General features: G+C 71.2%; 22 protein-coding genes. 12 read left to right on the forward strand and 10 right to left on the reverse strand.

Features of this window, described 5'->3' with window-relative positions; all coding sequences use genetic code 11:
* Positions 1-27 precede the first annotated feature (27 nt).
* The 9 genes from ACTWNK_RS39535 (at position 28) to ACTWNK_RS39575 (ending at position 9,463) form a co-directional block, all read left to right on the forward strand.
* Positions 28-660 carry a helix-turn-helix domain-containing protein gene (locus ACTWNK_RS39535; RefSeq protein WP_474310049.1) on the forward strand — a complete coding sequence of 211 codons (633 nt, stop codon included), beginning with the start codon at positions 28-30 and terminating at the stop codon, positions 658-660.
* A 72-nt stretch (positions 661-732) separates the two neighbouring features.
* The gene (locus tag ACTWNK_RS39540; RefSeq protein ID WP_474310050.1) at positions 733-1,902 is read left to right on the forward strand and encodes a homogentisate 1,2-dioxygenase; all 1,170 of its coding nucleotides are present in this window, start codon (positions 733-735) and stop codon (positions 1,900-1,902) included.
* Entirely contained in the window at positions 1,884-2,738 is an 855-nt protein-coding gene (locus ACTWNK_RS39545; RefSeq protein WP_474310051.1) for a hypothetical protein, read from the forward strand. The genes ACTWNK_RS39540 and ACTWNK_RS39545 overlap by 19 nt, the downstream gene beginning before the upstream one ends.
* Complete coding sequence (gene fahA, locus ACTWNK_RS39550; RefSeq protein ID WP_474310052.1) at positions 2,735-3,823, forward strand: fumarylacetoacetase; 1,089 nt, start codon at positions 2,735-2,737, stop codon at positions 3,821-3,823. Before ACTWNK_RS39545 ends, fahA begins: the two co-directional genes overlap by 4 nt.
* A gap of 66 nt (positions 3,824-3,889) precedes the next feature.
* Positions 3,890-5,110 carry a L,D-transpeptidase gene (locus tag ACTWNK_RS39555; RefSeq protein ID WP_474310053.1) on the forward strand — a complete coding sequence of 407 codons (1,221 nt, stop codon included), beginning with the start codon at positions 3,890-3,892 and terminating at the stop codon, positions 5,108-5,110.
* Positions 5,111-5,199: 89 nt separating this feature from the next.
* Positions 5,200-5,940: a cytidylate kinase family protein gene (locus ACTWNK_RS39560; protein ID WP_474310054.1), complete on the forward strand. Its 741-nt coding sequence runs from the start codon at positions 5,200-5,202 to the stop codon at positions 5,938-5,940.
* Positions 5,941-6,143: 203 nt separating this feature from the next.
* Positions 6,144-6,575, forward strand: coding sequence for an NfeD family protein (locus tag ACTWNK_RS39565; protein ID WP_474310055.1), 432 nt, complete (start codon positions 6,144-6,146; stop codon positions 6,573-6,575).
* 4 nt (positions 6,576-6,579) lie between these two features.
* Positions 6,580-7,662 (forward strand): SPFH domain-containing protein, encoded by a 1,083-nt coding sequence (locus tag ACTWNK_RS39570; RefSeq protein WP_474310056.1) that lies wholly within the window; start codon positions 6,580-6,582, stop codon positions 7,660-7,662.
* A gap of 469 nt (positions 7,663-8,131) precedes the next feature.
* Positions 8,132-9,463, forward strand: coding sequence for a DNRLRE domain-containing protein (locus tag ACTWNK_RS39575; protein ID WP_474310057.1), 1,332 nt, complete (start codon positions 8,132-8,134; stop codon positions 9,461-9,463).
* 18 nt (positions 9,464-9,481) lie between these two features.
* On the opposite strand, the gene ACTWNK_RS39580 is transcribed toward ACTWNK_RS39575, so the two are convergent.
* Together ACTWNK_RS39580 and ACTWNK_RS39585 are read right to left on the reverse strand one after the other, a co-directional pair.
* Positions 9,482-10,651, reverse strand: a complete 1,170-nt coding sequence (locus ACTWNK_RS39580; protein WP_474310058.1) for a Gfo/Idh/MocA family protein — start codon at positions 10,649-10,651, stop codon at positions 9,482-9,484.
* Positions 10,652-10,704: 53 nt separating this feature from the next.
* Positions 10,705-11,844 (reverse strand): ROK family protein, encoded by a 1,140-nt coding sequence (locus tag ACTWNK_RS39585; protein WP_474310059.1) that lies wholly within the window; start codon positions 11,842-11,844, stop codon positions 10,705-10,707.
* Between the two features lie 140 nt (positions 11,845-11,984).
* Here ACTWNK_RS39585 and tdh point away from each other — a divergent pair, with 140 nt between their 5' ends.
* The 3 genes from tdh to ACTWNK_RS39600 are packed head-to-tail and all read left to right on the forward strand — an operon-like array spanning position 11,985 to position 15,130.
* Entirely contained in the window at positions 11,985-13,013 is a 1,029-nt protein-coding gene (tdh, locus tag ACTWNK_RS39590) for an L-threonine 3-dehydrogenase (protein ID WP_474310060.1), read from the forward strand.
* A complete protein-coding gene (locus ACTWNK_RS39595) occupies positions 13,013-14,182 on the forward strand; it encodes a glycine C-acetyltransferase (RefSeq protein ID WP_474310061.1) in 1,170 nt (389 codons plus the stop codon). The genes tdh and ACTWNK_RS39595 overlap by 1 nt, the downstream gene beginning before the upstream one ends.
* A 48-nt stretch (positions 14,183-14,230) precedes the next feature.
* Positions 14,231-15,130, forward strand: a complete 900-nt coding sequence (locus tag ACTWNK_RS39600) for a LysR family transcriptional regulator (protein ID WP_474310062.1) — start codon at positions 14,231-14,233, stop codon at positions 15,128-15,130.
* A gap of 112 nt (positions 15,131-15,242) precedes the next feature.
* Here ACTWNK_RS39600 and ACTWNK_RS39605 read toward each other — a convergent pair whose 3' ends face one another.
* The 8 genes from ACTWNK_RS39605 to ACTWNK_RS39640 all read right to left on the reverse strand — a co-directional run bounded on the left by ACTWNK_RS39605 (position 15,243) and on the right by ACTWNK_RS39640 (position 24,415).
* Positions 15,243-16,841: a GTPase family protein gene (locus ACTWNK_RS39605; RefSeq protein WP_474310063.1), complete on the reverse strand. Its 1,599-nt coding sequence runs from the start codon at positions 16,839-16,841 to the stop codon at positions 15,243-15,245.
* Complete coding sequence (locus ACTWNK_RS39610; protein ID WP_474310064.1) at positions 16,838-18,574, reverse strand: dynamin family protein; 1,737 nt, start codon at positions 18,572-18,574, stop codon at positions 16,838-16,840. The genes ACTWNK_RS39605 and ACTWNK_RS39610 overlap by 4 nt, the downstream gene beginning before the upstream one ends.
* A 29-nt stretch (positions 18,575-18,603) precedes the next feature.
* Positions 18,604-19,293 (reverse strand): response regulator transcription factor, encoded by a 690-nt coding sequence (locus tag ACTWNK_RS39615; protein WP_474310065.1) that lies wholly within the window; start codon positions 19,291-19,293, stop codon positions 18,604-18,606.
* A 30-nt stretch (positions 19,294-19,323) separates the two neighbouring features.
* Positions 19,324-20,700, reverse strand: a complete 1,377-nt coding sequence (locus tag ACTWNK_RS39620) for a sensor histidine kinase (RefSeq protein WP_474310066.1) — start codon at positions 20,698-20,700, stop codon at positions 19,324-19,326.
* Positions 20,697-21,392, reverse strand: a complete 696-nt coding sequence (locus tag ACTWNK_RS39625) for a response regulator transcription factor (RefSeq protein WP_474310067.1) — start codon at positions 21,390-21,392, stop codon at positions 20,697-20,699. Before ACTWNK_RS39625 ends, ACTWNK_RS39620 begins: the two co-directional genes overlap by 4 nt.
* 19 nt (positions 21,393-21,411) lie before the next feature.
* The gene (lhgO, locus tag ACTWNK_RS39630; RefSeq protein WP_474310068.1) at positions 21,412-22,605 is read right to left on the reverse strand and encodes an L-2-hydroxyglutarate oxidase; all 1,194 of its coding nucleotides are present in this window, start codon (positions 22,603-22,605) and stop codon (positions 21,412-21,414) included.
* Between the two features lie 83 nt (positions 22,606-22,688).
* A complete protein-coding gene (locus ACTWNK_RS39635) occupies positions 22,689-23,936 on the reverse strand; it encodes an MFS transporter (protein ID WP_474310069.1) in 1,248 nt (415 codons plus the stop codon).
* A complete protein-coding gene (locus ACTWNK_RS39640; protein WP_474310070.1) occupies positions 23,927-24,415 on the reverse strand; it encodes a MarR family winged helix-turn-helix transcriptional regulator in 489 nt (162 codons plus the stop codon). The genes ACTWNK_RS39635 and ACTWNK_RS39640 overlap by 10 nt, the downstream gene beginning before the upstream one ends.
* Positions 24,416-24,451 lie beyond the last annotated feature (36 nt).

Below are 24,451 nucleotides of genomic sequence, written 5' to 3' on the forward strand. Positions count from 1 at the left end.
ATGGATAGATGCCCTGATAATCGAGCCATGATGGCCGCTGAATCCGCCCAGACCCTGGAGCGCGGGCTGCACCTGCTCCGCCTGCTCGCCGACGGCCGGGGAGGCCGCACGCCGACCGAGCTCTCGGCGCAGCTCGGGCTGAGCAGGCCGGTGATCTACCGATTGCTGACCACGCTGACGAACGAGGGGTTCGTCAGGCGCGACAAGGACGGCAAGGTACATCTCGGGCTCGGGCTGCTGGTGCTGGCCCAGGCCGTGCAGCCGTTGCTGCGTGCCGCCGCGCTCCCGCTGCTGCGCCGCCTGGCCGAGGAGGTCGGCGCGACCGCGCACCTGACCGTGGCCGAGGGCGACGACGGGCTGGCCGTGGCCGTGGTCGAGCCCTCGTGGACGGGTATGCACGTCGCCTATCGGGAGGGAACGCGGCATCCCCTGGCCAAGGGTGCGGCCGGAAGGGCCATCCTCGGGCTGCGCGAGGGGCGTTCGGGGTATCTCGTCACCGAGGGGCAGTTGCAGGAGGGCGCACGCGGGATCGCCGCGCCGGTCGCCGGACTGCCCTGGCTGGAGGCGTCGATCGGCGTGGTGACGTTCGGCTCCCTGGAGGAGGAGGCGGGGGCACGCGTGATGAAGGCGGCGGCCGAGCTCGCGACGGCCCTCGGTTGACATCGACTCCACTATCGACGACCGTAGTTACAGATAGCGGATATGAATGTCCGATAAACGGACGGAGTGGTGATGCCGTACTACCGCTCGGTGGGCGAGATCCCCCGAAAGCGACACGTGCAGTTCCGGCGGCCCGACGGCGGGCTCTACGCGGAGGAGCTGATGGGAGAGGAAGGCTTCTCCTCCGACTCCTCCCTGCTCTACCACCGGTACCTGCCGACCGCGATCGTCAAGGCGGAAACGGTCACCGAGGGCGCACTGGCGACACTCACCCCCAACCTGCCCCTCTCGCCCCGCCACTTCCGCACCCAGGACCTGCCCGTCAGCGGCGACCTGGTCACCGGCAGGCGACTGCTCGCGGGCAACGGCGACGTCCGCATGTCGTACGCCTCGACCGAGACCACCAGCGAGCTCTACCGCAACTCCATGGGCGACGAGTGCGTCTACATCGCCAAGGGCCGGGTGCGCTTCGAGTCCACCTACGGCGTGCTCGAAGCCGGAGCTGGCGACTATGTCGTCATCCCCACCGGAACCATCCACCGCTGGGTGCCCGACGGCCGCGTCGACGCGCTGACCATCGAGGCCGCCGGACACATCAGGCCGCCCAAGCGCTACCTGTCGAAGTACGGCCAGCTCCTCGAGCACGCGCCCTACAGCGAGCGCGACCTGCGCGGCCCGGCCGAGCCACACCAGGCCGAAGGCGAGGACGTGCCCGTCCTGGTCCGCACCCGGGGCGGTCTGACCAGGCTGACCTACCGCAACCACCCGTTCGACGTCGTGGGCTGGGACGGGTACCTCTATCCGTACATCTTCCACATCAACGACTTCGAGCCGATCGTGAAGCGCACCCACGCGCCGCCGCCGGTGCACCAGACGTTCGAGGGGCCCGGCTTCGTCATCTGCTCGTTCTGCCCCCGGCCGCTCGACTTCCATCCCGACGCCGTGCCGATCCCGTACAACCATCACAATGTCGACTCCGACGAGTTCATGTTCTACGCGGGCGGCGACTACAGCGCACGCGCGGGCTCGGGCATCGACGTGGGCTCCATCTCGCTGCACCCCGCCGGGTTCACGCACGGGCCGCAGCCGGGCTCGGTGGAGGCCGTCATCGACGCCGTCTCGCGCGGTGTCACCGAGACCAGCGAACTGGCCGTGATGGTCGACACCTTCCGCCCGCTCGACCTCGGTCAGGGCGGCCTGTCGGTCGAGGACCCCGGCTACGCGTGGACCTGGTCGCGATGAGCGCGCCCCTGGCCGGCCCGGTGCCGCCCTCCGTGCCCGCGCTGTTCGCCGCGCTCGTCGACGACGCCGGACTGTTCCCGCCGACCGCCCTCCCCATGCGGGAGGCGCTGGAGCGGCACACGTCCGACCTGGGGCACGCCAGTCCCGTGCTCACCCATCGTTTCCTGTGCCCGACCAGCAGGCTGGGCGAGCTGCGCGGCGAGGCCCTGCGGCCCGGCCGCATCGGCCTCATCGCCGACAGCTCACCCGTGCCGCGCTTCGACGACCTGCCCGTCGACCTGTTCGAGGTGAAGCTGCCGCAGGACCCGCCGCGGCCAGGCCAGGTCGAGCAGTTCCTCACCGGCGAGGCCGAGCGGCTCGCCGGGTGGCTGCGGCCGGGTGTGCGGCTGTTCGTCGAGGTCACGCCCACGACGTTCGTACCGCGGTTGCCCGAGCGCATCGGGCTCAAGGTGCGATGCGGCGGCGCCGCGGCCGACGCCTTCCCGCCCGCCGAGCAGCTGGCGGTGTTCATCCAGTTCTGCGTGGAGAACGAGATCGCGTTCAAGGCCACCGCCGGGCTGCATCATGCCGTACGTCACTTCGACCCCGCGCTCGGCGTGGACAGGCACGGGTTCCTCAACCTGGTGCTGGCCGTCACCGAGGCCGTCGAGGGCCGCGACCCGCTGCCCGTGCTGCGCTCCACCGACGTGGGCGGCCTGGTACGGCTGGCCGAGTCGGTCACCGATGTGACCGCCAAGCGGACCAGGCAGCTCCTGGTCTCCTACGGGTCGTGCAGCACGAAGACTCCGATCGAGGACCTCGCCGCGCTCGGACTGATCGACAAGGAAGCCGCATGAGCTTTGGCCTGGACAACCTGCCCTACGGCGTGTTCTCGCGTGAGGGAGAGGCGCCGCGGGTCGGCGTGCGCTTCGGTGAGCGTGTGCTCGACCTGACCCCGGCCCTGCACGACGAGGTGTTCGCGACCGGCTCGCTCAACGCGTTCATGGCGCGCGGGCATCGGGCCTGGCGTGAGGTCAGGGCGCTGATCCAGGCCAAGCTCTCGACCGATCTCGGTGTCGTCGAGGAGCACCTGATCCCGCTCGATCAGGTGCGGCTGCATCTGCCGTTCGAGGTGGCCGACTATGTCGACTTCTACTGCTCCCTTGAGCACGCCTCCAACCTCGGGCGCATGTTCCGGCCGGACGAGGAGCCGCTGAAGCCGAACTGGCGGCATCTGCCCGTCGGCTACCACGGTCGCGCCGGGACGGTCGTGGTGTCGGGCACGCCGGTCGCCAGGCCGTCCGGGCAGCTGCGGGCCGGGGTGTTCGGGCCTTCGGCCAAGCTCGACATCGAGGCCGAACTCGGCTTCGTCGTGGGCGATCCCGCCGGGGCCTCCTTCGGCGAGCGGGTGTTCGGCGTGACGCTGGTCAACGACTGGAGTGCGCGTGACATCCAGGCGTGGGAGTACGTCCCGCTCGGTCCCTTCCTCGGCAAGTCGTTCGCCACGTCGATCTCGCCGTGGGTGACGCCGCTCGACGCCCTTCCGACGGTGCCAGGCCGTGCGCAGGAGCCCGAGCCGCTCGCGTATCTTCGGCGGGCGGCCGACTGGGGGTTCGACCTCGTCTTCGAGATCGAGCTCAACGGGGAGGTCGTCTCGCGCCCGCCGTACAAGGGGATGTATTGGACGCCTGACCAGATGCTCGCTCATATGACGGTCAACGGGGCCACACTCCGCACGGGCGACCTGTTCGCCAGCGGAACGGTGTCCGGGGCGGCGCCCGAGGAGCGCGGTTCGTTCATCGAGCTCACCTGGAACGGCACGGAGCCGATCAAGCTCGGCAACGGCGAGATCAGGACGTTCCTGGAGGATGGCGACACCATCACGATCAGGGCCCGGGTGGGCGACCTGACATTGGGGGAGGTAGTCGGAAGCATCCGATAAGTCACTTGGCGTGCTCGAACGATGACAGCCCGCTAACCTTGGATTTCCCCTGATCCAAGGAGTGACATGCGGCGCGCGGCAGCCGGCCCGAGGACGATCCTGACAGCAGTCGTCACCGTGACGGCGCTGCTCCTGGCCGGATGCAGCTCGGTCACGGCCGAGACGCCGCCGCCGCCCGCTCCCGTCATCGCCATCTCGCCCACGCTCGACTCCGACCGGGCACGCCCCGAGCGCGGCCTGGTCGTCCGGGCCACCGGGGGCACGCTGACCGGCGTCATCGCCTATGCCGGGCGCATTCCGGTGCCCGGCAGGCTCGACGGCAGCCGGACCACCTGGCGTTCGGACTGGACGCTCGCGCCCGGCATCGAGCACACCGTCACCGCGACCGCATCGGGCCCCGGCGGGCCGACCACCATGGCGATGGGCCGCTTCCGCACCCGCACCGCCGAAAGGACCCTCAAGGTCGCCTCCGTCTCGCCGCTGCCCGACGAGCAGGTCGGGGTCGGGGCGCCGATCGTGGTGACGTTCGACGGCCCGGTCGAGGACAAGGCGGCCGTCGAGCGCGCGCTGGAGGTGCGGGCCGAACGGCCGGTCGAAGGGGCCTGGCGCTGGATCGGCGACACGCAGGCGGTGTATCGCACCAGGACCTACTGGCCCTCGCGGCAGCGGGTGAGCTTCGTCGCCCATCTGGCCGGGGTGCGGGTGGCGCCGGGCGTCTACGGGACGAGCGATCACGAGGTGGACTTCGGCATCGGCCGCAAGCAGGTCAGCACGGTGAGCACGACCGCCAAGATGATGGTGGTCAGGCGCGAGGGTCAGGTCGTCCAGCGCATGCCGATCAGCGCCGGCAACGCGACCACACGCGAGTACACCACGACGAGCGGCGTGCATCTGACGATGGAGCGCGGCAATCCGGTACGGATGATCTCGCCCGGCCGGTCGAAGGGGGATCCCGGGTACTACGACGTCATGATCGATCATGCCGTGCGCATCTCCAACTCCGGGGAGTACGTCCATGCCAAGGACAATGTGTGGGCCCAGGGGCGGGTCAACGTCTCCCACGGTTGCCTGAACGCCCATCCGGATCAGGCCGAGTGGTTCTACACGACGTCGTTGCGGGGTGATCCCGTGGTGATCACCGGCACGGATCGGCCGCTGGAGTGGAACAACGGGTGGGGGTACTGGCAGCTGCCCTGGGAGGAATGGCTGGCGGGCAGCGCCCTGCACGGCTCCCGCCCGGCAGGCGGCTGGTCCCGTACGGCGCCGCCGCCCAACGCCCTGCCTTGAGGGCGTCGTGGTTCCTCTTACGAAGTAGCATCAAATGCACGTATCGTCTGGATATATCAGGGCGATACATAGCCCTGCGAAGGGGGCAGATGATGCGAAACCGCACCCGCGACGACCTCCTCGCCGGACTGGCCGCGGAGATCGAGGACGCCGCGACCACGCACCCGCTCCGGGTCGCCGTCGACGGGCCGCCCGCCGCGGGCAAGACCACACTGGCCGACGAACTCGCCGCCGTCCTTCGCACGCGAGGCCGCGCCGTCATCCGCGCGACGATCGAGGACTTCCTCTTCCCCCGGGCACGGCGGTATCGGCGCGGCCGGTACTCGGCCGAAGGCTGCTACTTCGACGGACACGACCACGACGCGATGCGCCGGATGCTGCTCGACCCGCTGGGCCCCGGCGGGGATCGCAGGTACCAGGCGGCGATCTTCCACAGGGAGAGCGACACCCCCGTGTCCTCGCCGGTCGCCACGGCTCCCCCGGACGCGGTGCTGCTCTTCGACGGCGTCTTCCTCCTGCGCCCGGAGCTGCTCGACCGATGGGACCTGAGCATCTTCGTCTCGGTCGGCTTCGAGCGCACCCTGGAACGCGCCCAGGTCCGAGGCACCGCCCTGTCCGGGCTCGCCGCCGACACGGCCGAGATCGAGCGGTCCTGGCGCGACCGCTACATCCCCTCCCAGCAGCTCTACTTCACCCGAGCCCGCCCGGCCGACCACGCCGACATCATCGTGCACAACGACGACCTCCATCGGCCTTCGTGGGAGGCCAGGCCGGATCGGCCCGGCGGGAGGCGACGAGCCGCGCGACCTCATCGGGTTCAAGGCCGGTAGCCGTCGTGGGCAGGAGCTCCTGGCGCGGTTTCGGGCCTTCTGAGCCGGTCGATCGGCGGAGGCGACGGTCGCGGCCCGGGAGCACGGCCATCCGCCGGTTCCAGACGCGCAACGGTTTGTCCGTACTGGGCATTCGGCGACTACGGTAGAGAAAAGAACCTCTCCTACGCATGGGTCCGTGGACCGTACAGGAGGGCCGAAGCATGGACGAATGGGTCATCTGGTTGATCCTGGCCGTCGTGCTGGGGGTCGCGGAGATCTTCACGCTGACCGCGGCGCTCGGCCTGCTCGGCGCGGCCGCGCTCATCACCTCGCTGACCGCGGCTCTCGGTCTGCCGGTTCCGATACAGCTGCTGGTGTTCACCCTCGCCTCCGCCGGTGGGCTGATGCTCGCCAGGCCCATCGCGATGCGGGCGATCAAACAGGCGCCCGCCCAGCGGTTCGGGGTCGAGGCCCTGGTCGGCAAGTCCGCGTACGCGGTCACCGAGGTCACGGGGCGTGGCGGCCGGGTGCGCATCGGCGGCGAGGAGTGGTCGGCACGCGCCTACGACGAGACCCTGGTGATACCCGAAGGGGCGAGCGTCGACGTTTTCCAGATCGAGGGAGCCACAGCCCTCGTCCACCCCCGGGAGTGATCGCATGCCACTGCTGATAGCGGGTCTGCTCGTCGCCCTGTTCGCGGTCTTCACCGTCCTGCGGGCGGTGCGTATCGTCCCTCAGGCCAGAGCGCGCAACGTCGAACGGCTCGGGCGCTACAACCGCACGCTCGGGCCCGGCCTGAACTTCGTCATTCCGTACATCGACCGGGTCTATCCGATGATCGACCTTCGTGAGCAGGTCGTCTCGTTCCGGCCGCAGCCTGTCATCACCGAGGACAACCTGGTCGTCGAGATCGACACCGTGCTGTACTTCCAGGTCACCGATCCTCGTGCGGCGGCCTACGAGATCGCCAACTACATCCAGGGTGTGGAGCAGCTCACCGTCACCACGCTGCGCAACGTCGTCGGCTCCATGGACCTGGAGAGCACGCTCACCTCGCGCGACACGATCAACAGCCAGTTGCGCGGCGTGCTCGACGACGCCACCGGCAAGTGGGGCCTTCGCGTCAACCGGGTCGAGATCAAGGCGATCGACCCACCCAAGACGATCAAGGACGCGATGGAGAAGCAGATGCGCGCCGAACGCGACAAGCGCGCCGCCATCCTGAACGCCGAAGGCCAGCGCCAGTCCCAGATCCTCACCGCCGAAGGCGACAAGCAGAGCAACATCCTGCGCGCCGAGGGCGAGCGCACCGCCTCCATCCTCAAGGCCGAAGGCCAGTCGCGCGCGATCGACCAGGTCTTCCAGGCCGTCCACCGCAACGACCCCGACCCGAAGCTGCTGGCCTACCAATACCTCCAGATGTTGCCGCAGCTCGCCCAGGGGCCCAACAACACCTTCTGGGTCATTCCGAGCGAGGTCACCTCGGCTCTTGAGGGCGTCTCGCGCGCCTTCACCGAGGCCCTGCCCCGCTCGGCCGCCACCCGCGACACCGACGCCCAGTCCGCGTCCGCCGCCGCATCGGCCGAGGAGGAGGTCGCCCAGGCCGCCAAGGCCGCCGCCGAGGCCGAAGCCGCCGCCCGCGACGCCGACCCCACCTCCCCACGCCAACTCACCTCGGCACCCCCCGACCTCTTCCCCGACCTCACCCGAGCCCCACAGGAGTCGGAGGAACGCCCCTGATCGAGGGCGAAGAAGCTCTTCCACAGCCCCCGCCCGACGGCCCCTGTGATCGGCTGGGCACAGGGGGCGAGGGTGGTGTGTGTTGTGCCTGATCAGTTGCTGTCTGCGGAAATGGTTGTAAGGGATGACGGAAAGTGAGATAGCTCACAGTCCGGATAAGTCGCATTTTGCCGATAGTTGAGCCGTGATATTCCTGTGATCTGAACGACGATCTTGTGGTTCGCAGAACGGGGGCACCATGTTCACGATCACGCCGAAGTGGCCTACGGAGAGATAGGCGTCACGGCGAACGACCACCGGCAGGACCAAACGCACGACCCGGTCGTTCCGCAAGGTCTATCCGCACCCGGGCGTCGCCATGCCCGGTGACGCCCACCACCCTTCCGTAAGGACCATCATGCGTATGTCCGCAGCTCATTCCTTGGGGCGAGTCGCCGTTGGCCTGGGGGCCTTCGCCGTGCTCGCCTCCGTGACCGCACTTCCCGCCTCGGCCGTGCCAGCGGGTACGGGCGCGCTCGGGGTCGCCGCCGCCTCCACACAGGCCGCGGCGCAGGGTACGGCGATCGCCGTACCGGAGTTGACCGACGAGAGCAGCACCACGGTCGCCAACCCGGACGGCAGCTACACCGCGACCTACACCTCGGGCCCCTCCAACGTCCAGCAGGACGGCCGATGGGTGCCGATCGACACCACGCTCGTCCCGAGCGGCGACGTGCTCAGGCCGAAGGCGGCCAGGGCCAAGGTCGAGGTGTCGAAGGGCGGCGACACCACGCTCGCCCGGATGACCGACGACGAGGGCAGGGTGCTGGCCCTGCAGTGGCCCACGGCGCTGCCCGCGCCCGTGCTCAAGGGCAATGTCGCCACCTACCCGAACGCCGCGGGGCCTGCCGCCGACCTGGTGGTCACCGTGCTGCCGACGGGGTTCAGGCACGACGTCGTGCTGCGCGAGCGGCCGTCGGGGCCGGTCGAGCTGCGCATCCCGGTGCAGACGACCGGCGCCGCACTGTCGGAGGCGGCCAACGGGCAGCTGCTGCTCACCTCGGACGCCGGAAAGGTCGTCGCGACCGCGCCGCAGCCGGTCATGTGGGACTCGCGCGGGCACGGCAAGCCGCGCGGCGACGCGATCGCGCCCATCGACACGCGGGTGGAGTCGCAGAACGGCACGTCGGTGCTGGTCCTCAAGCCGGACGCGGCCTTCCTGGCCAACCCGGCGACGGTGTACCCGGTGACCGTCGACCCGACGATCACCCTGCCGATCCAGACCGACACCGACGTCGCCACCTCCTGGGCCTCGCACCCGGGCGACAAGTTGATCATCGCGGGCACCATGCCGTGGGAGAACGGCCAGGGCGGCGACATCATGCGCAGCCTGCTGAAGTTCGACACCCACAAGCTGAACGGCAAGCGCGTCGTCCTGGCCACGCTCGGCCTGTGGAACGTCGAGACCAACGCCTGCGGCTTCCGCGTGGGCTCCGGCCTGACCGCCGAGCGGGTGACCAGCGCCTGGGACGAGCACCACCTGAACTGGGACAACAAGCCCACCACTACCAAGAAGGGCTCATCGGTCACCCGCGAGGGCCGAGGCCGCACCTGGACGGCGCCGTGCGCCCGCGGAGCCGGCTACCTGCAGTGGCCGGTGACCTCGATCGCCAAGGCCTGGGCCAAGGGCGCCGCCAACCACGGCATCCAGCTCAGGGGCACCAACGAGAGCGAGGTCACCAACTGGCGCGCGTTCGCCGCGTCGGAGAACCAGGACGAGGGCGTCAAGCCGCCGGTCCTGCGCGTCACGTACTGGCGCTGATCAGCACCTGACGGGGTCTCACCGCTGACCGGCGTCGAAGTAGGCCGCCAGCTCGGGATCCAGCGGCGGCACGTCGTAGGGCGTGCCGCCGTCGCGCAGGGACAGCGTGGCCGCGTATCCGGCCGCCACGCTCATCCGGGCCGCGACCGGCGAGGTGTCGGTGACGCCGCCCTCGCGGACGAACCTGACGAACTCCGCCAGGATCGCCGGGTCCGCTCCCCCGTGCGTGCCGTCGGCGGACGGCACCCGGTAGGCGGCGTCGCCGTCGGCGCGGTGGCCGGACGGGCCGGTGTTCCAGACCTTCACCAGGTCGCCGGGCCCGTCGCCGAAGTTCTCCAGCCTGCCTTCGGAGCCGATGACGGTGTAGTTGCGGTGGTAGTCGGGCGTGAAGTGGCATTGCTGGTAGGCGGCGAGCACACCGTTGTCCAGGCGCATGTGCATCATCGACACGTCCTCCACGTCGACGACATGATGCAGGCCGGTACGGCCGGCCGGAGGCCAGGTGAACTCGCGCAGCCAGCCTTCGGGCCTGGGCGTGCCGGGCTCACGGCGGGGCAGGTCGCCGTACATCATCAGCTCGCCCATCGCATTGACCCGTGTGCTGAAGCCTCCGGCCAGCCAGTGGATCACGTCCAGGTCGTGGGCCGCCTTCTGCAGCAGCAGGCCGGTCGTACGGCTGCGGTCGGCATGCCAGTCCTTGAAGTAGTAGTCGCCGCCGTAGGAGACGAAGTGCCTGACCCACACGGTCTTCGGCTCGCCGATCTCCCCCCTGGCGATGATGTCGCGCATCAGCCTGACGACGCCCATGTGCCGCATGTTGTGCCCGACGTACAGCCGGGTGCCGCTGTCGCGGGCGGCGCGCAGGATGGCGTCGCAGCCTTCGACCGTGATGTGCATGGGCTTTTCCAGATAGAGCGGCTTGCCCGCCTCCAGGCAGGCCACGGCCAGCCGCTCGTGCGTGTCGTCCGGCGTCACCAGCAGGATCGCGTCCACATCGTCCCTGACGAGCAGTTCACGATAGTCCGCCGTCAGGTACGGCGAGCCGAACGCCGCCGCCCGTGCGGCGAGCACCGCCGGGTCGGTGTCGCACAACGCGGTCACGACCGAGCCCTCGCCTGGCCGATGCGCGGCCACGGCCAGGCTGAAGCGCAGGCCGAGACCGACGACTCCGATCCGCAGGTCATCCACTGGTCGTTCCTCTCACCTGGCCGATCGCCGATGTGGCCAATTATGAAAGCAACTTACACAAAGAGTGTGCGATCGGCATGGTCGAGAGCCATCCGGACCGCGCCCAGCGCGATCGACTCGCCGCCGAGCGTGGAGGCGACGACCTTCGGCGGATAGAGGCACACCCGGTCGAAACAGGCCTGGATCGGCGCGATCAGCATGTCCCCGGCGGGCGCGAGACCACCGCCGATGACGACCAGCTCGGGATCAAGCGGGTTGACCAGCGACACCAGGCTCTCGGCCAGCCGCAGGCCCAGCGCGTCGATCGCGAGCGCCGCCGCACGCTCGCCCGCGGTGGCCCTGGCGAAGGCCAGCTCGGCCGCCTGGGCGGGGGTGCGCAACTCGCCGGGATCGACCGACATCGCGTAGTCGCTCACACTGCGGAAGGCGTTCCACACACCGGTGGGCTGCTCGCCGATCTCGCCCGACGCGTAGTGCGCTCCCCTGTGCGGGACGCCGCCGATGAGGAAACCGAGGCCGAGGCGCTTGCCGGTGAACAGGTAGACGGCGTCGCGGTAACCGCGCGCGGCGCCACGCCAGTGCTCGGCCAGCACGGCCAGGCGCATGTCGTTGTCGACCAGCACGGGTGCGGCGAGCGCCGAGGCGAGGTCGTCGCGCAACGCCAGGCCGCTCCAGCCGGGCAGGACGACGCTCTTGACCACGCGGCCTCCGGCGTCGACCACACCGGTCGTGCCCACCCCGACGGCGGCCAGCCCGTCCGGCCGTACGCCCACGTCCGCGGCGCAGCGGGTGACCAGCTCGACCACCGCGGCCAGCCGGTCGGCGGCCTCCATGCCGGGCGGGACCACGACCGTGCGCACACCCATCAGCTCGCCGGACAGGTCGGCCGTCATCGCCCGCAGGGTGGCCGAGCCGATGCCCACCCCGACGACGTGCGCTGCGGCGGCCCTGAACCGGAAACGCCTGGCGGGCCTGCCGCGCCTGCGCTCGGCCTGCTCCTCCTCGCACTCCTCCGCCCAGCCCTCGGCCAGCAGATCCTCGACGATCGCCTCGGCCGTCGGCCGCGACACGCGGGCGGCGGCGGCGAGTTCGGTCAGCGACAGGTCGACGGCGCCACGCAGGATGGTGAGGATCGCGGCCGAGTTCAGCCGCCTGAGCAGCGAGGTGTCACCGCTCTCCGGTCGCCTGGTCACACGGCCATCCTACTTACCCAAGCCGCTTGCATATTCGAATGAAGCAGGGCTGTGCACGCCGTTAAGAAATCCTCGATGGACACCTCCCCGCGTCTGCGGGCAGGGTGCGTAAGGTTGCGGTCCAGGGGGAGAGGAATGCCATGAAGGCGCTGGTCAAGGAGAGAGCCGAGCCTGGACTGTGGCTCACGGACGTGCCCGAACCGGTCACCGGACCGGGCGAGGTCAAGATCAAGGTGCTGCGCACCGGCATCTGCGGGACCGATCTGCACATCCGCGCCTACGACGACTGGGCGCGCGGCACACTGAAGCTGCCGCTCGTGGTCGGCCACGAGTTCAGCGGTGAGGTCGTCGAGGTCGCACCCGGCGTCGAGGACATCGCGGTCGGCGACCTGGTCAGCGGCGAGGGCCACCTGGTGTGCGGCAAGTGCCGCAACTGCATGGCGGGCCGCAGGCACCTGTGCCGCAACACGATCGGGCTCGGCGTGCACCGCGACGGCGCCTTCGCCGAGTACCTCACCCTGCCCGCGACCAACGTCTGGGTGCACAAGGTGCCCGTCGATCCGGACGTGGCCGCCATCTTCGACCCGTTCGGCAACGCCGTGCACACCGCGCTGTCCTTCCCGCTGGTCGGCGAGGACGTCCTGGTCACCGGCGCCGGGCCGATCGGCCTGATGGCCGCGGCCGTGGCCGGGCACGTCGGGGCGCGCAATGTCGTCATCACCGACGTCAGCCCCGAACGCCTCGAACTGGCCGACAAGCTCGGCGTCACCCTCGCCCTGAACGTGGCCGCGACGCCGATCGCCGAAGGCGTGCGCAGGCTGCACATGCGCGAGGGGTTCGACGTCGGCCTGGAGATGTCGGGCCAGCCCGCCGCCATGCGCGACATGATCGCCAACATGACCCACGGCGGCAAGATCGCCATGCTCGGCCTGCCCGCCGCCGAGTTCGCCGTCGACTGGGCCACGATCGTCACGTCGATGATCACCATCAAGGGCATATACGGGCGCGAGATGTTCGAGACCTGGTACGCGATGTCGGTGCTGCTGGAGAAGGGGCTCGACCTGTCGCCCGTCATCACCGACCGCTTCTCCTACCGCGACTTCGACGCGGCGTTCGACACCGCGGCGAGCGGCCGTACCGGCAAGATCATCCTGGACTGGAGCAACTGATGTTCGACAGTGTCCGCGACGACCTCCGGGCGACCCTCGACGAGATCACCGAGGCCGGGCTGCACAAGCCGGAGCGCGTCATCACCACGCCGCAGAGCGCCACCGTCGGCGTCGGCGGGCAGGAGGTGCTGAACTTCTGCGCCAACAACTACCTCGGTCTCGCCGACCACCCCGACGTCGTCGCCGCCGCGCAGCAGGCACTGGAGCGGTGGGGGTTCGGCATGGCCTCGGTGCGGTTCATCTGCGGCACGCAGGAGGTGCACAAGGAGCTCGAAGGACGCCTTTCCACCTTCCTCGGGCAGGAGGACACCATCCTCTACAGCTCCTGCTTCGACGCCAACGGCGGTGTGTTCGAGACGCTGCTCGACGCCCAGGACGCCGTCATCTCCGACGCGCTGAACCACGCCAGCATCATCGACGGCATCCGGCTGTCCAAGGCCAGGCGGCTGCGCTACGCCAACCGGGACATGGCCGAGCTGGAGGCCAGGCTCAAGGAGGCGGGTGACGCGCGGCGCAGGCTCGTCGTGACCGACGGCGTCTTCTCCATGGACGGCTACGTCGCGCCGCTGCGCGAGATCTGCGACCTGGCCGAGCGCTACGACGCCATGGTCATGGTCGACGACTCGCACGCGGTCGGGTTCGTCGGCGCGCACGGCAGGGGCACGCCCGAGCTGCACGGCGTCATGGACCGCATCGACATCGTCACCGGCACGCTCGGCAAGGCGCTCGGCGGGGCGAGCGGCGGTTACGTGGCCGCGCGCAAGGAGATCGTCGAACTGCTGCGGCAGCGGTCGCGGCCGTACCTGTTCTCCAACTCGCTCGCGCCGGTGATCGCCTCGGCGACGTTGCGCATTCTCGACCTCATCGAGTCGTCGGGCGAGGCCCGCGAGCGGCTGGCGGCCAACACCGCGCGCTTCCGTACGAAGATGACCGAGGCCGGGTTCGACCTCCTGCCCGGCGACCATCCGATCGCACCCGTGATGATCGGCGATGCGGCCGAGGCGGGCGCGATGGCCGAACGGCTGCTGGAGCAGGGGGTCTATGTGATCGGCTTCTCCTATCCCGTGGTGCCGATGGGCAAGGCGCGGATCAGGGTGCAGCTGTCGGCCGCACACACGACCGACGACGTGGACCGCGCCGTCGCCGCGTTCATCTCGGCACGCGGCTGAGCACCCGCACGCGGCCGAGCATCGGCGGGGCTGCTTCACAATGGGTACGTGATTGACAGCAGGCGGCTGAAGACGCTGCGCGCGGTCGCCGACCACGGCACGGTGACCGCCGCGGCCGCCGCACTGCACCTGACCCCGTCGGCGGTCTCCCAGCAGCTCGGCGCGCTGGAGCACGAGGTCGGGCACCGCCTGCTCGACCGCGACGGCAGGGGCGTGCGGCTGACGGCCGTCGGGCGCATCATGCTGAACCATGCCAACGAGGTGCTGGCCCAGCTCGAACGGGCCAGGGCCGAGGTCGCGGCGCACACCGACGGGACGGCGGGCGAGATCACCGTCGCCGCCTTCGCCACCGCGATCAGCCTCGTCCTGGCTCCGGCGATGGCCGCGTTGCGCGCGGTCGCGCCGGGGCTGTCGATCCGCGTGCGCGACGCCGAGGGCGACCAGAGCCTCACCATGCTGCTCGACGGCGCCGCCGACCTGGCGATCACGGTCGAGTACCGTGGTGCGCCGGACGCCGACGACCCCAGGCTGACCCGGCTGCCGCTCTACTCCGAGCCGTTCGACCTGGTGCTGCCCGCCACCCATCCGCTGGCGGCGACCACACCGCTGCCGCTGGCCCGGCTGGCCCGCGAACGCTGGGTCGGGCCCTATCCCGGCAACCCGTGCCACGACGTGATCGCCTTCTCCTGCGAGCTCGAAGGGTTCGTCCCCGGGTTCGCCCACTCCTCCGACGACTTCCGCGCGGTCGTCGCCCTGGTCAGGGCCGGGGCCGGGGTCGCACTCGTGCCCCGGCTCGCGCTGCGCGACACCGACCTGACCGGTGTCGCCGTCCTGCCCACCTCGGCCGCCCAGCCGCCCGAACGCCGCGTCTACGCCGCCGTCCGCCGCGGCGCCGAACGCCACCCGCTCCTGCTCCCCCTCATCTCCACCCTCCGCGCCCCCGCCTGACGCTCTGACCTCCGACAACAGTGCCTCTACGGCAAGCCACCCCCAGCTCCCCCGCGATCACCGCGCACCCTCCACCGCCCGACGCCCCTCAAGCCGACTTCGCCCCCCACCGTCACGTCGCACGGGCCACCGCCACGGCCTGCTCGAAACGTGCGTGGCGCGACACCTCCTCCCGCACAGGCGCCAGCACGTACGCGCCCGCCACCTCCTCCACGCTCGCCCCCAACGCCTTGGCCGCACGCCGTGCCCTGCGCCTCCCGCCCGCCCACGCCACGGGCCTGGACAACAGGGCGACGACGAGCCCGGCCAGCGCACCGCCGACGAGCAGCGTCGTGGGCCAGGGCACCTCACCGACCGTGGGCAGCGGCGCCTCGGGCAGCCGCAGGTAGTCCAGCACGAACAGCACGCCGAGCCACACCGCACCGGCCAGCATCGCCGCGAACAACACCCACTGCACCAGCCCCACGACACGCCACCACAGCGGCCTGCCCGACGACCGCACCGACGTGGTCGCCACCGCACGGTCGAGCGCGTCGGTGAGCTCGGCCGAACGCGACCTGGCCGCCTGCCGTACCGAGACGGCCCAGGGGGCGGGCAGGCCCTCGGCCGCGCGGTCGCCGACGTCGCGCAGGGCGGTGTCGACCTGGGCGCGCTGTACGGCGGTCGCGGCGGGAAGCGACGTGCGCCCGACGATCTCGGTCTGCGGCGCGGCCGTCCCGAGGCGCAACCGGCGCAGCGGGTCGGGGCGGAAGCGGCGCAGCCAGCGGGTCACCGGCCAGCCGGTCGCCGCGACGGAGCGGTGCCGGTGCGCCTTGGCGACCGCCTCGACCACGAGCGGCACCCCGGCCGCCGCGCTCAACGCCGTGGTCAGCGTCGTGCTCAGCGCTACGACGTCGGCCGTCGGCCCTCCGCTCCCGTCGGCCAGCGCCTCGGCGGCCGTGGTGGCGTCGGCGGCCAGGCGGGCCGACCAGGCGGTGCGGCGGGCGACGCGGTCGGCGAGGGTGTTGCGCAGCACGCCGATGCCCTGACCGGTCCTGGCGGAGGCGGCCAGCACGGGCACGCCCTTCAGGCCGTCGTCCTCGAGCAGGCGGCGCAGATCGGCCAGGCAGCGCTCGGCGGCGTCGGGCGAGAGCCTGTCGACCTGGTTGAGCACGACGACCATGACGTCCTTGTGTCTGGCCAGCGGGCGCAGGTAGCGCTCGTGCACGGCCGCGTCGGCGTACTTCTGCGGGTCGAGCACCCACACCAGCAGGTCGACCAGCTCCACCAGCCGGTCGGCCTCAAGGCGGTGCGCCGCCTCGATGGAGTCGTGGTCGGGCAGGTCGAGCAGGATGAGCCCGGACAGGTCGCCGCTGACCTCGTGCCGTTTGGGCACCTCGAGCCAGTCCAGCAGCGCGCCCGAGCCCTCGCCCTCCCACAGCGCGGCCTGGGCCGCCGATGTGGTCGGCCTGGTGACGCCCACGGTGGCCAGGTCGTGCCCGGCCAGCAGGTTGAACAGCGAGGACTTGCCGCTGCCCGTCGCACCGGCGAGCGCCACGACCGTGTGCCCGACCGACAGGCTGCGGCGCAGCCCGGCGCGCTCGGCCACCGCACGCGCCCTGGCGACCGGCGCCTCGGGCAGCCGTCCTTCGGCGAGCTCGGCGGCCTCGGCGAGCGCGTCGAGCCGCTCGTCCAGCGTCGGCGGCGCGCTCTTACGGCGCAGCAACTTCACCGCGACTCCCCAGCGGGCAGCTCCCTGCCCCGCACGGCTCCGGCCGCGTCACGCAGGGCCGCCGCCGTGTCGTCGGGTGCGCCGAGTGCGCGCAGCAGCGCCAGGTAGCGATCGGACTCCTCCTTCAGCAGGGCCTCGACCCGCGCGCGCAGGTCGTCGCGGGCCCGGGCGGTGAGGGTGCGCACGGCCTGGTCGCCGAACACGGCCTCAAGGACCTTCTGGCTGAGCAGGCTGGTGCCGCCCGCGATGCCCACCTCGATCCCGGTCAGGCCGCCGGTCGAGGCGAAGACGGCGAGCATGAGCAGCAGGCCCACGCCGTTGACGCCGAACGAGGCCGCACGCGCCGTCGCCCGTTTGTCCGCGCCCTCCTGCCTGACCAGGTCGAGCACGTAGTCCTGCCAGCCGCGCACCGCGCTCTCCGCCCGCGCGCCGAGCTCGGGCGAGGCCCGGCCCAGCCGGGAGGCGGCGACGGCGCCGAGCCCTTCGAGCAGCTCGCGCCCGCCCTGGGTGGCCGACCAGCCTTCGAGCGCGCGTTCGGCCGCGCCGTCGGCGCAACCGCGCACCAGGGTCTCCACGCCGCTCTCCAGTGCCACCTTGAGCTGGGAGGCGGGCGCGGGCCTGCCGGTGAACAGCGACACCACCCGGTCACGCAGCCTGCCGACCCGGCTCTCCAGCCCGCGCATGAGATCGCCCGTGCCGATGAAGTCCTGCCATCGGGCCAGCACCTCGCCGCGCAGCAGCGAGCCGTCGCGCATGCCCGCGTCGAAGGCCGCCATCCCGTCGTCGTAGGCGTGCTCGACAACCGCGCGCAGGGCCGAGGCGCCCTCCTGCTGGCGTTCGACGGCGTCGGCGAGCGCGGGCACCCGGGAGGCGAGGCTGGCCAGCGCTCCCGACAGCGTCTGCCGTACGACGAGGGCGCGTTCGGAGGCGTCGGCGGCGATGGCGGTGAGCCAGTCGGCGATCGGCCTGACGTCCTCGGCGGGCAGCCTGGCGGTCTCGGTCGGCAGGACGGCTTCGGGCACGGTGAACAGCGGGCTGCCGCCGAGGCCGTTGGCGATGAGCAGCCGGGTGAGGTCGGCCGCGACCGGGGCGAGCGCCTCGGCGGGCACGCGGTCGAGGATGACGGCCAGTGCGGTGCTGCGCTCGCGGGCGGCGCGCAGGAAGCTCCACGGCACCTCGTCGGCGTATCTGGCGGCCGTGGTGACGAACAACCACAGGTCGGCCGCGGCCAGGAGCTGGGCGGCGAGCTTGCGGTTGGCCTTGACGACCGAGTCGATGTCGGGCGCGTCGAGCAGGGCCAGGCCCGGTGTCAGCGTGGGCACGGTCACCACCCTGAGCGTGCCGGGCTCGCCGGCGGCCGAGCTCGCGCCGCTCACCCTGGCCAGGCCGGGCAGCACGTTCTGCTCGGCGAACCAGCCCAGGTCGGCCTCGTTGACGACCAGCGTCGGGGCCAGTGTGGTGGGCCGCAGCACGCCCGGCAGCGAGACGTCGGCGCCGACGAGCGAGTTGACCAGGGTGGACTTGCCCGCACCCGTCGAGCCGCCGACGACCGCGAGCAGCGGCGCGTCGATCGCCCTGAGCCGGGGCAGCAGGTAGTCGTCGAGCTGCCCGGTCAGCTCCTGTTGCGCCGCCCGGTCGGCCTCGGCGGTGCCGAGTTCGAGCGGGAAGAGATCGGCGTTCAGCCTGCGCCGCAGCTCCTGCAGCGCTTCGAGCAGTCCGCCGGTTTCGGCCATACAGCCGATCCTTCCCCAGAAGGAGGGGGTTACGCGGCGGGAGTGCGCAACACGTAGCCGACACTGCGCAGGGTGTGGATGAGTCTGGGCTCCATGTAGTCCACCTTGCGCCGCAGGTAGGACACGTAGGACTCGACGACGCCGCCGTCGCCGCCGAAGTCGTAGTTCCACACGTGGTCGAGGATCTGCGCCTTCGACAGCACCCGTCCGGCGTTGACCATGAAGTAGTGCAGCAGTTTGTACTCCGTCGGCGACAGCCGTACCAGGCGTCCGGCCCGCCACACCTCGTGCGTCTCCTCGTCCAGCTCCAGGTCGGCCACCTTGAGCCTGGGCAGCGGCGCGAGCTCCCCACGCGTGCGGCGCAGCACCGCCCTGATCCTGGCCAGCAGTTCCTCCAGGCTGAACGGCTTGGTCACGTAGTCGTCGCCGACGGCCAGGCCGGCCAGCTTGTCCTCGGCGGCGTCGCGCGCGGTGAGGAACAGGATCGGCGCGGTGCAACCGGTCGACCACAGGTGCCTGGCGACCACGAAGCCGTCCTGGTCCGGCAGCATGACGTCGAGCAGCACCAGGTCGGGCCCGGCCCGCTGGGCCACCTGGACGGCCTCTCCGCCGTCCCCGGCGGTGACGACCTCGAATCCGGAATGGCGCAGACTGGCGGCGAGCAGGTCGCGGATGCTCGGTTCGTCGTCCACGACCAGCAGCAGGGCTTCCTTCGTCACGACGACGATCCTTGCGGGGCTACCTGAGAGTTAGCTGAGTGCCAGCGGGATGCTGACTCGGAACGTGGCCCCCTGACCGGGCTCGGTCCGCACGTCGACGCTGCCGCCGTGCGCCCGTACCAGGGCCGACACGATGGCCAGGCCCAGCCCGCTGCCCGAGCCCGAACGCCGTGACCTGGCCGAGTCGGCGCGGTAGAAACGCTCGAAGACGCGCTCGACCTGCTCGGGATCGAGGCCCGGTCCCTTGTCGGCCACTTCGAGGAAGGCCGCGGACTCGGCGGCGCCGACCCTGACGACGATCGGGCTGTCCTCGGGCGTGTGGGTGAGCGCGTTGGCGGTGAGGTTGCCGACGACCTGGCGCAGCCGTACCTCGTCGCCCGAGACGATCAGGGCCTCGTCGCCGACCATCTCCAGCGAGACGCTGCGCGCCGGGGCCAGGATGCGGGCGTCCTGTACGGCGTCGGCCGCCAGGGCGAGCAGGTCGACCGGGCTCATCCGCAGCGGGCGCTGCTGGTCGACCCTGGCCAGCAGCAGCAGGTCGTCGACGAGCAGGCCCATCCTGGCCGCCGCCTGCTCGACCTTGAGCAGCAGGTCGGCGGCGTCGGCGTCGGGGTTCTGCCTGGCGTACTCGGCGAAGCCCCTGATGGAGGTGAGCGGCGTGCGCAGTTCGTGCGAGGCGTCGGCGACGAAGCGGCGCATGCGCTCCTCCGAACGCCTGGCCGCGGCCTCCGACGCCGATCTGGCCTCGAAGGCGGACTCCACCTGGGCCAGCATGCCGTTGAGCGCGCGGGCGAGCCTGCCGACCTCGGTGCGGGGGTCGCCGTCCGGCACGCGTCTGCCGAGTTCGCCGCCCGCGATGGCCTCGGCCGTACGCTCGATCTCGGCCAGCGGGCGCATGCTCCTGCGCACGGTGGTGACGCCGACCCCGGCGAGCACGAGCAGGATGCCGCCGCCCGCGAGCGCCTCGATGAGGATCAGCCTGCTGGTGATCTGCTTGACCTCGTCCAGGTCGACGGCGACCAGGTAGCCGGGTCCGGCCTGGGCCCGCCAGCCGCCGTCGAGCGTGGTGAAGGGCTCGGCGCCGATCGTGACCGGCACCCTGGGCAGCGGCCTGGTCTCGACGTCGAGCCCGCTGATCGTCTCGCCGAGCCGCCCGTCGGCGCCACGCATCAGCACGACGGTGTCGGCCTGCAGCAGCAGCTTGGCCACGCCTTCGACGCCGTGGTTGTCGATGCGCTTGACGACGCGTACCGAGACCAGGGCTATCTGCTCGTCCACCCGGTCGAGCAGGTAGCGGTGCATGACCGAGACGCTGACCACGCCGATGAAGGTGAGCCCGGCGGCGAGCAGGGCCAGCAGCAGCGCGATCAGCTTGATCCGCAAGGGGGTGCGCGGCAGCCGCATCATCGCTCCTGGGAGGGTCTGCGCAGCACGTAGCCGACGCCGCGCACGGTGTGGACGAGCCTGGGGCCGAAGCGGTCCATCTTGCGCCGCAGCACCGACACGTAGGACTCGACGATGCCGACATCGCCCCTGAAGTCGTAGTCCCAGACATGGTCGAGGATCTGCGCCTTCGACAGCACCCTGCCGGGATTGTCGATGAAGTAGCGCAGCAGCTTGTACTCGGTGGGCGACAGCGGCACCGCCAGTCCCGAACGCCACACCTCGTGCGTCTCCTCGTCCACCTCGACGTCGGCGAACGCCAGCCTGGGCGGCGGCGCCTGCGGCTCACCCGAGGTACGGCGCAGCACGGCCCTGATCCTGGCGACGACCTCCTCCAGGCTGAACGGCTTGGTGATGTAGTCGTCGCCGCCGGCCGTCAGGCCTCGGATCTTGTCCTCGGTGGCGTCACGCGCGGTGAGGAAGACCACAGGTGTGCGCAGCCCGGCCCCGCGCATCCGGCGTACGACCTCGAAGCCATCCATGTCGGGAAGCATGACGTCCAGCACCACGAGGTCGGGCCGCTCGCTCTGGACGGCGGCGAGCGCGTCGAGGCCCTGCTTGGCCGTGGACACGCCGAAACCCGCGAACCTCAGGCTCGCGGCGAGCACCTCAAGGATGTCTGGTTCGTCCTCGACGATGAGCAAATGCGCTTCCATCACCCTTAAGAATGCACCCTCACGAACGAACCGGAACCGACCCTGCGATGTGCTTGGCGATGGCCAGGCTGGAGGTCGCCCCCGGTGAGGGTGCGTTCCTGACCAGCACGATGGGGCCGTGCACGTCGATGGCGAAGTCGTCGAGCATGTCGCCCGACCTGTTCACGGCCTGGGCCCGCACGCCCGATCCGGTGCGGGAGAGGTCGGCCGAGGTGAGTGCGGGCACGTAGCGGCGGGCCGCCGAGAGGAAGGCGCCCTTGGACAGCGAGCCGCGTACCTCCCTGACGCCGGTGCGCCAGTGCCTGGCCGCGAGCCTGCGCGTGCCCTCCCAGGTCAGGATGCGGCGCGCGTCGCCCGTCCTGCGCCAGGTGTAGCCCTCGTAGGCGAGTGCGAGCACGGCGTTGGGCCCGACCAGGACCTCGCCGTCGATCTTGCGCGTGAGGTGCACGCCGAGGAAGGGGTAGCGCGGGTCGGGCACCGGGTAGATGAGGCCTTTGACCAGGTCGCGTGCCGAGCCGTTGAGCGCGAAGTACTCGCCTCTGAACGGCACGATCCGCACGTCGCCCTCGTGCCCGGCCATGCGTGCGACCGCGTCGGTGCCGAGCCCGGCGCAGACGACGAGCTTGTCGAAGCTCAGCCTGCCCTTGGCCGCGAGCACCTCCACACCGCCCGCCGTCTCGCGGATCGCCCGCACCGGGTGCCCGAGACGCACCGAGCCGCCGAGGTCGGCGACGTCCTGGGCGAGCCGCCTCGCCACGGCGGGGAAGTCGGCGATCGCCGTACGCGGGGAGTGCACGGCGGCGACGCCGACCGCGTGCGGCTCGATCTCGCGCAGGGCGAGTGCGTCGAGTTCGGCGACGTCGGGCACGCCGTTGGACCTGGCCCGCTCGGCGAGCGCCTTGAGCGCGGCCCGCTCGGCGCCGTTGGCCGCGACGACGAGCTTGCCGACCTCGTCGTAGGGCAGGGCGTGCTCCTGGCAGTACTCCTTGAGCAGGGCCACGCCCTCCCTGCACAGCCTGGCCTTCAGCGAGCCGGGCGCGTAGTAGAGACCCGCGTGCACGACTCCGCTGTTGTGTCCCGTCTGGTGGGAGGCGACCTGGTGCTCCTTGTCGAGCACCGTCACCTCGGCCCCTCTGGACATGGCGAGCTCGCGGGCCACCGCCAGTCCCACGATTCCCGCACCCACCACCCCGATGCGCTCACTCTGCCTCATAGGCCTAGTTTGCCGACTTTCCCTGCTTTCATGTGACGGGCGGCCACCAGCCGGAGCAACGTATCGGCAACGGTCTTGGCCGCCTACTGCTCGATCGGGCAGTCCGCCGGGCGGCCGATCCGGCGCAGGCCCGGTGTACTCGCCCAGACCAGCGCCACCGCGACGACGCACAGCAGGCCGCCGCCGACCAGGGCCACCCCGCCCGAGGTGGCGTCGGCGACGAGCCCGCCGCGCATGTTGCCGAGGTCGGGCCCGGCCCGCCCGACGACCTGCTCGGCCGCGCCCACCCTGCCCAGCAGCTCGTCCGGCGTGTGCGACTGGACGACGGCGCCCCTGGTGACGACGGAGACGGTGTCGGCGGCCCCGGCCGCGACCAGGAAGGCCAGCCCGGCCCACGGATGCGACGACAGCCCGAACAGCACGAGCGACACGCCCCACGCGGCCGACCCGCCGACCATGACGAGCCCCTGCCTGGGCAGCCGCGTGAACAGCCCCGACACCAGCGAGGCGGCGACCCCGCCGACCGCCACGGCGGTGAGGAACAGCCCCAGCGTCCGGGGATCACCGCCGAACCGCTCGGCGTTGACCAGCGGGAACAGACTGATCGGCATCGACAGCACGGTCGTGGCCAGGTCGGTGAGCAGCGCCCCTCTGACGACGGGCGTCCTGACCAGGAAGGCCAGCCCGTCGAGCACACCGCCGAACCCCGGCCTGGCGGGCTCGCCCCCCGGCCGCATCGCGGGCAGCCCGGCCGCGCCGACGAGCGCCGCGCAGAAGGAGAGCGCGTCGACGAGATAGCACCACGACAGCCCGAACCCGCCCAGCACCAGCCCACCCAGCGCGGGCCCGGCCAGCATCGCCCCTTGGAAGGCGACCCGGTTCAGCGCCAGCCCCGCGGCGAGCTGCCGCTCGGGCAGCAGCCGGGGCACGAACGTCCGCGCGGCCGGCGCACTCCCCGCGACGAAGCAGGCCTGCACCACGACGACCAGCACCACGGCCTGCACGGAGAAGAACCCGGCCACCCCCTGTACGGCGAGCACCGCCGAACACATGGTCAGCCCGCCCGTCATGACCAGGTAGAACACCCGCCGATCGACCCGGTCGAGCACCGCGCCCGCCACCGGCCCGAGCACGACGAGCGGCACCGCCTGCGCCAGCCCCACGGCCCCCGTCCACACCGCGCTGCCCGTGCTCTGCCAGACCTGGAACAGCACCGCGACGAAGGTCATCTGCCCGCCGAGCCCCGACACCGTCTGGCCGATCCACAGGCGTCTGAACGCGGGCGACTCGCGTAACGGCGTGACGTCGATCAGCGCGGCCCTCACCCCCATGCGGGGTCCTGGGCGAGCCGGTCCGCGATCCTGTCGTGGAAGCTCCTGCGCGCCAGCGCCTGTTCGATGTCGGCGACGACCCTGGTGAGCGGGTAGGGCAGCTCGGCCTCGATCTCGGCGACGGCGGCCTCGGTGGCCCGCCACTCGGCCGCGAGCCTGCCCGCGACGGCGCGTGCCTCGGCGGTGAGCGCCACCCGCTTGCTGCGCGCGTCGTCGCCCGCGACGGTCTCCACCCAGCCGGCCTCGCGCATCGCGGCCACCTTCTGGCTGAGCGCCGAATGCGTCCTGCCGACCGACGCGGCCAGCTCGGTGATCGTCATCGGCCCACGGGCATGCAGCCTGAGCAGCTCCAGTACCCAGCTCGGCTTGAGTCCTTCGATGTGGTGTTCGGCGTAGAGCCTGGCGATGTCGGCGTCCATCGCGGCCTGGAGCAGCCTGAGCGGTCGCCAGAGGCTTTCCTCGGTCGGGTCCTGGATCATGCCGATATCGTAACAGTACTTATATAAGCGCTGTTG

This window comes from Nonomuraea sp. IBHARD001 (assembly GCF_056106265.1).